At 60.9% G+C, this 10,135-nt stretch carries 10 protein-coding genes; 7 read left to right on the forward strand and 3 right to left on the reverse strand.

The features are described from left to right. The first annotated feature begins 101 nt into the window (after positions 1-101). From MCRY_RS20220 to MCRY_RS20245, 6 genes are all read left to right on the forward strand, one after another. Positions 102-1,610, forward strand: a complete 1,509-nt coding sequence (locus MCRY_RS20220; RefSeq protein ID WP_085633263.1) for a M81 family metallopeptidase — start codon at positions 102-104, stop codon at positions 1,608-1,610. Beyond that, positions 1,607-2,635: a 1-aminocyclopropane-1-carboxylate deaminase/D-cysteine desulfhydrase gene (locus tag MCRY_RS20225; RefSeq protein WP_085633264.1), complete on the forward strand. Its 1,029-nt coding sequence runs from the start codon at positions 1,607-1,609 to the stop codon at positions 2,633-2,635. Before MCRY_RS20220 ends, MCRY_RS20225 begins: the two co-directional genes overlap by 4 nt. A gap of 64 nt (positions 2,636-2,699) precedes the next feature. Continuing rightward, entirely contained in the window at positions 2,700-3,947 is a 1,248-nt protein-coding gene (locus tag MCRY_RS20230; protein ID WP_085633266.1) for an aminotransferase class V-fold PLP-dependent enzyme, read from the forward strand. Continuing rightward, a complete protein-coding gene (locus tag MCRY_RS20235; protein WP_085633268.1) occupies positions 3,944-4,882 on the forward strand; it encodes a carbohydrate ABC transporter permease in 939 nt (312 codons plus the stop codon). The genes MCRY_RS20230 and MCRY_RS20235 overlap by 4 nt, the downstream gene beginning before the upstream one ends. Positions 4,883-4,886: 4 nt before the next feature. Beyond that, positions 4,887-5,732, forward strand: a complete 846-nt coding sequence (locus MCRY_RS20240) for a carbohydrate ABC transporter permease (protein WP_085633270.1) — start codon at positions 4,887-4,889, stop codon at positions 5,730-5,732. Between the two features lie 40 nt (positions 5,733-5,772). Further along, complete coding sequence (locus tag MCRY_RS20245; RefSeq protein WP_085633272.1) at positions 5,773-7,095, forward strand: ABC transporter substrate-binding protein; 1,323 nt, start codon at positions 5,773-5,775, stop codon at positions 7,093-7,095. 72 nt (positions 7,096-7,167) lie between these two features. Here MCRY_RS20245 and MCRY_RS20250 read toward each other — a convergent pair whose 3' ends face one another. Further along, positions 7,168-8,154 (reverse strand): succinylglutamate desuccinylase/aspartoacylase family protein, encoded by a 987-nt coding sequence (locus MCRY_RS20250; RefSeq protein WP_176234536.1) that lies wholly within the window; start codon positions 8,152-8,154, stop codon positions 7,168-7,170. Positions 8,155-8,240: 86 nt separating this feature from the next. Between MCRY_RS20250 and MCRY_RS20255 the strand changes: the two genes are divergently transcribed. Continuing rightward, on the forward strand, positions 8,241-9,398 hold the full coding sequence (locus MCRY_RS20255; RefSeq protein WP_085633275.1) for an amidohydrolase/deacetylase family metallohydrolase: 1,158 nt from the start codon (positions 8,241-8,243) through the stop codon (positions 9,396-9,398). A gap of 32 nt (positions 9,399-9,430) precedes the next feature. Here MCRY_RS20255 and MCRY_RS20260 read toward each other — a convergent pair whose 3' ends face one another. Together MCRY_RS20260 and MCRY_RS20265 are read right to left on the reverse strand one after the other, a co-directional pair. Beyond that, positions 9,431-9,847, reverse strand: a complete 417-nt coding sequence (locus MCRY_RS20260) for an Ldh family oxidoreductase (protein WP_085633277.1) — start codon at positions 9,845-9,847, stop codon at positions 9,431-9,433. Positions 9,848-9,864: 17 nt separating this feature from the next. Next, a partial coding sequence (locus MCRY_RS20265) for an ATP-binding protein (RefSeq protein WP_176234538.1) occupies positions 9,865-10,135 on the reverse strand: 271 nt, incomplete at its 5' end.

A 10,135-nucleotide genomic window follows, 5' to 3' on the forward strand; every position in this document is an offset into this window, starting at 1 on the left:
CGATTGCCCTGGATGGGGTCTACCGCTCACTTGACCTGAACCAAACCCACAGATATATTAATTTGTTAGACAACATCGGTCATACCGTGATGGAGGTCTAGGTGAAACGGATTCTCATCGCCGGGTGCGAGCAGGAAATCTCGTCGTTCAACCCGCTGCCCAGTCGATATGAAGATTTCTCGATCGCAGCCGGAGAGGCGCTGATTGCTGCTCACAGTGAAGCAGATTCCTGTATCAGCGGATTTCTTGACAGTTTCTCCGATCGCACTGACCTGACCCTCGTTCCGGTCATCGCGGCTGCCGCATGCAGCGCCGGGCCACTGTCGGCCGAAGGCTTTGAGCGCCTGTCGCGCGAAATCCTGACGGCAATTGATGCGACCACCTCCGATGGCGTCGATGCCATCTATCTTTCCCTCCACGGTGCAATGGGCGCCATCGACGAACCGGACCCCGAGGGGTTTCTTCTGGAAAGCATCCGCGCGATGGTCGGCCCTGACGCGCCGATTGTCATCTCGCTGGATCTGCACGGCATTCTGACTGACAGAATGTTGCGCAACTGCGATGCGATTGCCGTATTCCACACCTATCCTCACAACGATTTCACCAGCACCGGCCAACGCGCCGCCCGGCTGATGAAGGCCATCCTGGACATCGGCGCCCGCCCGGTCATGGCCCGTATCTTCATTCCGGCATTGGTGCGCGGCCCCGAACTGATCACCGAAACCGGTCTATATGGCAAGATCATCGACCGGGCCAAAACGATGGAGGATACGGGAGAGGCGCTTTCGGCGGCTGTCCTGATCGGCAATCCCTTCACCGATGCGCCAGAGCTTGGGTCGCAGTCGCTTGTGATCACCGACAACGACCCGGTCCTCGCCGAAAGGCTGGCGCTGGAACTGGCGCAAGCGTTTTGGCGCGATCACGAACACATGCTGGCCGACCTGGTGCCCTTGCCCGATGCCTTGGCCGAGATCGGCACCCGCAGGGGTCCGTTCACCCTGACCGACGCCGCCGACGCGATCAGCAGCGGTGCCTCGGGCGACAGCAATGCCATTCTGGCGGGACTGGTCGAGGCCAATTACGCAGGCTCAGCATTGATCCCAATCGTCGATGCCCCGGCGGCAGCGAAAGCCCATGCCGCAGGCCTCGGCGCGCGGTTGCGGTTGTCCTTGGGCGGTACGGTCGATCCGAAACGATTTCCGCCGCTGGAGCTGATGGTCGAGGTCGAAAGCCTTTGGGACGGGAAATACACCCATGAGGTATCTCGCATGCCGGTCCATGCCGGGCCTACAGCCGTCCTCAAGCACGATAATATTCGCATCATCGTCGTCACACAGCCGGTGTTCATGATGGATCGCGCGATCTTTCTTGCCCACGGGCTGGACCCCGAGACCGCCGATATCATCGCCGTAAAATCCCCCGGCGCGGCGGTACGGTATTTCACCTTTGCCAAGAAAAACTTTGTCCTGGATATCCCCGGCTCGACCTCTGCCAATCTGCCAAGCCTCGGACACAGCGTCTGTTCGCGCCCAATGTTCCCACTGGATGACCATGTCACCTTCGAACCTGTGGTCCAGCATTACCCCCTGGACGAAAGGTCGGCCGCATGATGCACACCGCCCCGGCCATGCTTTGCCAGAACCAGCCCCGAGAGCGTTTCGTGCATCTGCCGACGCCCCTTGAAGCGGCCCCCCGCCTCTCTCGCGACCTTGGTATAAACCTGCTGATCAAACGAGAGGATCTCGCGGGCCTCTGCGTTGGGGGCAACAAGTCCAGGTTGCTGGAATTCGCCCTCGGCTCACTGCGCGACACGGGTGTCGATACGCTGATTGCTTATGCGGCGCCGCAGTCCAACAAACTGCGCGACATCGCCGCTGTCGCCGCGCGTTGCGGAATGAAAGCGGTGCTGCTCATCCCGTCCGAAGGGGGCGATGACAATACGGTCTTGCAGGGAAATCGGCTGCTCTTCGACATCCTCGGCGCCGAAGTCCGGGGTGTAGCCGCTGACTTGAACCGCGCGGGCATCCTGAAAGCGCAAGAGGCGGCGCGCGACGGCATGGTTCGGCAGGGTCGCCGCCCGATCATCCTCGACCGAAAGCTTGACTACGGCATCGACGCAACTATCGCCTACGTCGACGCGGCTGAGGAGTTGCTCTGCCAGCTTGCGGAACGACAGGTGACCCCGCATTCCGTATACATCGCGGTGGGCGCGGGCATGACCGCGGCGGGGCTGGCGTTGGGGTTGAAACACCTCGGCTCGACCATGCGCGTCGTCGGCGTCTGCATCAGCAGCCCCGCCGAGGACATGGCACCAGAGATCGAAAGCCATGCGGCCCGCGCATCACGGCGTCTGGGACTGCCCACAAGCTTGAAAGCCAGTGATCTAACGTTGATCGATGACCAGATCGGCGCGGGATATGGCGTCTTGACCCCGGACCTGACCGCAACCGTCCACCGCTTCGCGCGCCTTCACGGCATGGTCATCGACCCGGTTTACAACGCCAAAGTGGCACAGGCCCTCTGCGAGGCTGCTGAAAGCGGACGGATCCCGAAAGGCGAAACTGCGGTTTATGTGAATACCGGCGGCGGGCCAGCGATCTATGATTTCAGCGCAGCGCTAGGCGGCGCGGCATGACCCGCCCAGCCCAACCAAACGCAGATTCGACACGAAAGCCCTGCCATTAGAACCGGAGACTGAAATGACCATCGCGGAAAAGCCCATGACAGGTGACAGCACCGATATCCGGGTGCGTCTGGGCGTCAGCCCTTTGATCAACCTTACCGGAACCCTGACCACAATGGGCGGCATTAGCGCGCGCACCGAGGCGATAGAGGCCGCCGCCGCGATGATGGGCCATGGCATTGACATGGTTGAACTGCAGGCCGCGGCCAGCAAGATCATTGCGGACGCCACCGGCGCAGAGGCGGGGTTCGTTTCTGCCTGTAGTGCGGCCGGCATCTGCATGGCCGTGGCCGGCGCGATGACCGGCGACGACATGGCCGCGATCGAGCAGCTTCCCGATACATCCGGGATGAAGAACGAGGTCCTGATCCAGACCGGGCATCTGGTCAATTACGGCCATCCGATCGAGCAGGATATCCGGCTGACAGGCGCCCGCGCGGTAAGCTTTGGCGCGGTGAACTCGGCAACCCAGGCCCAGCTTGCCGGGGCCATCGGGCCAAGGACGGCGGCGGCGCTCTATGTCGTCAGCCATCATTGTGCGCCAGACGGGCAGATCCCCTTTGCGGATTTCACACGGGTCTGCCACGCCCAAGATGTGCCGGTGATCGTCGATCTCGCCGCCGAATACGATATCACGGGCTATCACCGCGACGGCGCGGATATCACGATCCATAGCGCCCACAAGTTCCTCGGCGGCGCGACGGCCGGTGTGGTTTCGGGTAAAAAGTCTCAGGTACGCGCGGCGTTCTTGCAGAACTATGGGCTGGCGCGGCCCATGAAGGTCGGCAAGGAAAGCATCGCCGCCGCCCTGGCCGCCCTGCAGGCCTATGTCTCCGACGATCGGGCAGAGGTTAACGCAAAGTTGCGCAAACCCCTTCAGGCCTGGCGCGAGGCGGTGGCGGACCTGTCCGGCGTGCAGGGCGATTTTGACGCCGACCCCACCGGCAACCCCTTCGAGCGCTTGCGCATCACTATCACCCCCGAGGCAGGTTTCGCCGCCGTCGACCTCGTTCATGCCCTTGAAACCGGCACCCCCTCGATCCGGGTGCGGACCCACCAATTGGAACATGGCTCGTTCATCATGGACCCCCGCTCGCTGGGTGCGGGAGAGGAAGGCGTGGTCGCCGAACGTCTGCGCGCCGCCATTCAGGGATTGCAGGGCGCCAAGGCCACCGGCGCGGCGGACCAGGTTCAGTCGTGGAAAATCCGGCGGGCCAACGCCCTGCGCAACTGGCCCGACCCACTGGCGGAGGACGCGACTTGACCGACGCCACCGCGCCGCAACCCTCTCGCGGACCGAACCAGCAACCGACGCTGTGGGAGTATATCTCAAACGACGTGCGCACGCTGGCGTTTCTGTTCCTGCTGCCGACTGTTCTGGTCCTGACCTGCGTCGTTCTTTACCCGTTTTTCTATGCGCTATTGCTCAGTTTTCAGGACAAGTCACCGGGTGTTCCGGCACGATTTATCGGCCTGAAGAATTATATCGAACTGCTATCCGACAATGAATTTCAGCAAATTTTCTATAATACGGTCTGGTACACGGTCGTGGCGGTCAGCATCAAGTTCGCGATTGGTCTGACCTCGGCCATGGTGCTGAACCAGCCGCGCCGGTTCAACAATATCTACCGCACGATCCTGTTTGTGCCATGGGCAGTTCCCACCGTCATCGCCTCGCTTATCTGGCTATGGGTATACAACGAATTCAACGGCTTGCTGAACCTTCTTCTGGTGGATCTGGGTCTGCTGGACTACGGCGTTGCCTGGCTGGCCGAACCGAAACTGGCGATGTGGTCGGTCATCGCGGTGGTGGTCTGGAACGGCACACCGTTCTACACGATGCATTTCCTCGCCGGTCTGCAATCCATCCCGAAAGAGCTGTACGAGGCGGCAGAGATTGACGGCGCGGGTGAGTTGCACAAGTTCTGGCACATCACCATCCCCTCGATGGCGCCCGTTTTCACGATTACGGTGATGCTGTCCACGGTCTTTACCTCGACCAGTATCGTGGTGGTCAATATCCTGACCAACGGCGCGCCAGCAAACCTTACGCAGATCCTGCCGAATGAAAGCTTCAGCCTCACAATCGAGGCCGGGCGGATGGGGCTTGGGTCGGCGATCAACATGATGCTGTTCCCCTTCCTTGTCGTCTTCATCATCCTGCTGACCCGCCGCCTGCTAAGCAAAGACGGAGGCTGACACCATGACCCTGACCCAAAACCAATCGAAGACACTCGTGCGGGGTGTGGGTGGCGTGATCCTGTTCGTCCTCATCGTCTGGACGCTGGCGCCGCTGTACTGGATGCTGGTGACATCCCTGAAAAACAACACCGAGATCTACAGCCCGGACTCAAATTTCTGGCCCATCAATCCGACGCTGGACAACTACCGCACCCTCTTTAACGAGACGAATTTCCTTATCTATTTCCGCAACAGCCTTATCGTCGCCGCCGTGACCACCCTGCTTTCGCTGATCCTGTCAGCCCTAGGCGCCTATGCGCTGACCCGGCTGCGTTTTCCCGGCCGAAAGTTTTTCGCGCGGGCGCTGGTCTATACCTACCTGATGCCCAGCTCGCTGCTGTTCATCCCGCTTCTGATCATTATCCGCAGCGTCGGATTGCAGAACTCGCTCGAGGGGCTGGTCTTTGCCTACCTCGGCTTCACCGTGCCATTCTGCACCTGGTTGCTGATGGGCTATTTCATGTCGATTCCGATCGAGCTTGAGGAAAGTGCGATGATCGACGGGTGCTCTCGGCTGGGGGTGCTGTTTCGCATCGTCCTGCCCCTGACGGTGCCGGCCCTGGCAGTCGTCGCCTTCTTTTCCTTCACCCTGTCGTGGAACGAATTCATCTATGCCTCGGTCCTTGTCGCCGACACCGATGTGCGGACGATACCGACGGGAATCCCGAATTTCATTGTCGAAGACGTATTTTTCTGGGGGCCGATGATGGCGTCGACGCTGATCAGCTCACTGCCTCCGTTGATCGTATATTTCCTATTTCAGCGTTTCCTGATCACCGGCTTGACCCTGGGTGCGGTCAAGGGGTGACAAAGACTGTCCGAAACCACCCAACCGAAAGGAAAGAGACATGACAAGATACACGTACTCAAGACGCCAGTTCGGAAAACTTGGGGTCGCCGCGGCGGCCGGACTTTCGGCGCCCTTCCTGGCAACCCGCGCCAATGCGCGCGAAGCGCAACTGGTTTTCTGGCTGCAGCCGAACTTTAACAAGGTTGCCGATGATCTGCTGGAAGCGCAGACCATGGAATACGCCAAAATGCAGGGGCTGAACGAAAGCGATGTGCGTATCGAAAAGGTGCCCGGTGGCGAAGTGGCCAAGCGGATGGCCGCCGCACTCGAGGTAGGCTCGCCCCCGGATGTCACCCGGGTCAATGAAACCGACATGACCAAATGGGGCTCGGACGGGCACTTGGCAGACCTCACCGATCTGGTGGACGAGATGCGGGCCCGCGAGGGCGGCATCAACGAAGGTTCCATCCCGCTGGCCAGCATAGATGGCGGTATTCGCGGCGTGCCGATGGGCATCGCGGCCAACGCCGCCCATGTGCGCGCCGACAAGTTCCGCGAAGCCGGCTACGACGCGCTGCCGGAAACCTGGGAGGAGTTTATCGAAGCGGGGAAAAAGATAACCAAACCACCGTTCTACGCCTATGGCATGGCCTTGGGGCTGACGCCGTCGGACAGCCTTGGCGATGTGATGTCGGTGGTCGCCGCTTACGGCGGCAGTCTGGTGGACGATCAGAACCGCCCTGCATTTGAAAGCGACGGCGCGGTCGAGGCGTTCAAGATCATCAACCGGATGTACAATGTCGACAGGATCATCCCGCGCGGCACGCTCAGCTGGGACAACTCGGGCAACAACAAGGCGTTCCAGTCCGGGCAGATCGCCTATGCGCTTAATCCGACCAGCATTTATTCCAGCCTGATCACCAACGAAAGCCCCTTCCTTGAGGAAACGATCCTGGAGCGCCCCCCCGGAGGACCCGCGGGCCGGTTCTCGACCGCGTCGACCGATTACTACGGGGTATTCAACGCATCGCCGAGCGCCGATCTGGCCAAGGGGCTGATCCAGCACTTCATGAAACCGGAAAACTACGGCCAGTTCCTGCTGGAAGCTGGTGGGCGGTATCTGCCGATCTATCCCGCGCAACTGGAAGACCCGTTCTGGCAGCGTCCCGCCTTTGCCGGTCTGCGCGAAGCGGCAAAGACAGCGCGGTCGACCTACTACCCCGGCACGCTGACGCCCGCACTGAGCGAGATCGTGACCCGTTCCATGATCGTCGAAGAGGTTCAGAATATGTTGGTCAAGGGCAAGGACCCGGCGCAGGCCGTGGCTGATGCGCACAAGACCATGGTCGAGGTCTACACCCGGCTTGGCGAGCCGGTCTAGGCGCGCCCGGGAAATACGCCGTGTGCGGCCAGTTCCGCGCACGGCAACCCGTTTGCTGGCAAGAAAACCCGCTCAGCCCTCCGGCCCTGCCAGATGGGCCACGCAATCCCCCCGATCGACCCGCGCGGGATGACGCTGACAGACAACATCGCCTGCGCGCTCGAAAAGCATGTCGATCGCCGGGCGCTGCGGGTTTTCGGGAAAGATAAGCTGTCCACAAAGATCACCCGCTTTGACAGCATCGTCCAGCTCCGTCGCCGGCACGAAGACACCCGGTTCCGGCACATAGACATGGCCGAAAAGCCGCAGCACCTGAGGCTCTGGCAGTGGGTCAAAGTGCCGATCCGTCGCGCCGAAGAATGCCAGCAGCCGCTGCACCGCGTTGTCGACCAAGGCGATGCCGGACTGCGTCAGGGATCCGGTGCCACCGTATTCGCCGTTCAGATAAATCTTGTTGTGTTTGCGGGTAGCCGTTGAGACCGCGCCGCCCCCGCTTGAATTTTCCAGGATCGCCACATGCGGCACGCCCAGCGCCTTGACGGCCGCAAGACTGCGCGCTTTGAGCGCGTCCGAGGCATCGGGCGCGTAATGGGTGCTGGCGTGTGGCCGGTAGGACAAGCTGGTGCCGCCCCCGTGAAAATCACCCACCACATCGACAATCGGCACCAGATGATTATGCACATAATCGGCGATCTTCCATGTGGGACCGCCCGACGGATCGCCGGGAAAGGCCCGGTTGAGGTTTCCCTCATCCAATGGGCTGACCCTTGTGCCGGCAATCGCAGCGGGCGTGTTGAGCGAGGGGATCACGATCAGCAGCCCGCGTATGTCCTTTACGTCAAGCTGTTGGATCAGGCGTGTCAACACAACCTGCCCCTCATATTCGTCGCCGTGGGTTCCGGCGGTCAGCAAGATCGCAGGCCCTGCCCCATTACGCCAGACAGCGATCGGTACGGGAATGACACCGTAGGCGCTTCGGGTAACGGAATGCGGCACGCGTAGCCAGCCGACCTGTTTGCCCAGCGTCTCGAAATCGACCGTTGCTTTCACCTGTGTCATCCCTGCCCCCCCTTTTACGCTTTGCAGCATGCGCGGGTTCAGGATAATCTTGTAAGACAAGTTGTCAAATAGCCGGAGACCTCGAGATGCATGATATTCTGATCCGTGGCGGCAAGGTCATCGACCCGTCGCAAGGTTTGAGCGCCCTGCGCGATATCGCCGTCACCGAGGGGAAGATCACGGCCCTTTGCGATCCGGGTACGGCGGGCGAGGCTCGACACACTATCGACGCCACGAACAGCATTGTCACACCGGGTCTGATCGACCTGCATGTGCACGTTTATAAACACGTGCCACTCGGCCTTGATGCCGATCTCCTCAGTCTCGGCGGTGGGGTGACAACGATGCTGGATACCGGTTCCGCCGGCAGCAACAACTTTGACGCTTTTCGCAAAAGTTGCATCGACACCGCGCGCTGCCAAGTACTGGGACTGGTCAATCTGTCACGTGCAGGGCTTGTCGCCGCCGAACTCGGAGAGTTGATGGACCGGCGCTATGCCGACCCCCAAGGCGTCGTGCGCACCATCGCGCGCCATCCGGGCGTCGCCGTTGGCGTGAAGATCCGCGCGGGCGCGCATATCATCGGCAAGGGAAAGGATGGCTGGGACAACCTGAACGAAGCGATCTGGGCGGCACGAGAGTCCAAAACCTGGCTGATGGTACATATCGGCGAATGCCCGATGTCGATCCCGGATCTTGTCAACGCCCTGTCACCCGGCGATGTCTTGACCCACTGCTTCAAGGGCGGCACCACGCGCGTCACCGACGATCTGGGCCGAATCTTTGACGACGTTCGGGCGGCCCAGGAGCGGGGCGTGGAATTCGACGTGGGCCACGGCTTTGGCAGCTTTCAGTGGGAGGTGGTCGAGGCGGCCCTTGAACAGGGGTTTGAACCCACAACCATAAGCACCGATCTTCATATGGCGAACCTTCATGGTCCGGTTTTCGACATGCCGACGACGATGAGCAAATTCTTGATGCTGGGCCTCTCTATGGAACGCGTGGTCGAAATGTCGACCTCGGCCCCTGCCAGAACGCTTGGGCTGCAGGATCAGATCGGTACGCTGAAGGTCGGAACGCAGGCCGACGTAACGGTGCTGGAACCGCTCGAGGGCAAATTTCTGTTCACCGACAGCTATAGCGTCAAACGGACCGGGAATACCTTGCTGTCCGCCGCCGTGACCATATTGAAGGGAGAGATCCTACCCGCCGGCGGCGGCCGCCGAATGCGCTTTCTGGCGTGAACGCTAAAAGACTAGCCCTTAACGTCTAGTGCTTAAAACAGTGGGCCTTCCAGCCCCAGTTTCGTAGCCACCTCGGTGATCTGGGCAATAGTGACCGCGTCGATCTCGATCCCGTTCGCCCGCCGGTCGGCCCGCGCCGTCCGTTCCGGATCGCCGGGCAGTTTCACGCCCCCGCCTGTTTCGTTTTCAGACAGCACCCAACGGGTCACGGCATCCAGTTGCCGTGCATAATCATCCGCGGTTCCCAGGGTCTCGGGATCGACAAGCACCGAGAACATGGAATTCACGATGGCGGTGCTGTTCGCCGGTCCATCCTGGACCGGGGCGCCGACCATCGCTGCGGCCAGCAATTCGCAGGCCAAAGCCAGGGCGCCGCCTTTGTGACCCCCGAAATGTTGATTGTCACCGAGAACTGACCCGGCATTGTCACCGAGAACTGACCCACCCAGTTGTTATTTCCTGTGCTTCATGTTGTCGTCAATACTGCTGTCTCCTTCCGTTTCTTTTTCGCGGTCTTCGAGCTGGCCTTGAAGCGGTAGCTGTCGTTTCCCGTTTCCAGGATGTGGCAGCGGTGGGTGAGCCGATCGAGCAGCGCCGTCGTCATCTTCGCGTCACCGAAGACTGTGGCCCATTCGCTGAAGCTCAGGTTGGTGGTGATGATGACGCTGGTGCGCTCGTATAGCTTGCTGAGGAGATGGAACAGCAACGCGCCGCCCGAGGCACTAAACGGCAGGTAT

Origin of the sequence: Marivita cryptomonadis, assembly GCF_002115725.1 — a bacterium.
Classification (GTDB): domain Bacteria; phylum Pseudomonadota; class Alphaproteobacteria; order Rhodobacterales; family Rhodobacteraceae; genus Marivita; species Marivita cryptomonadis.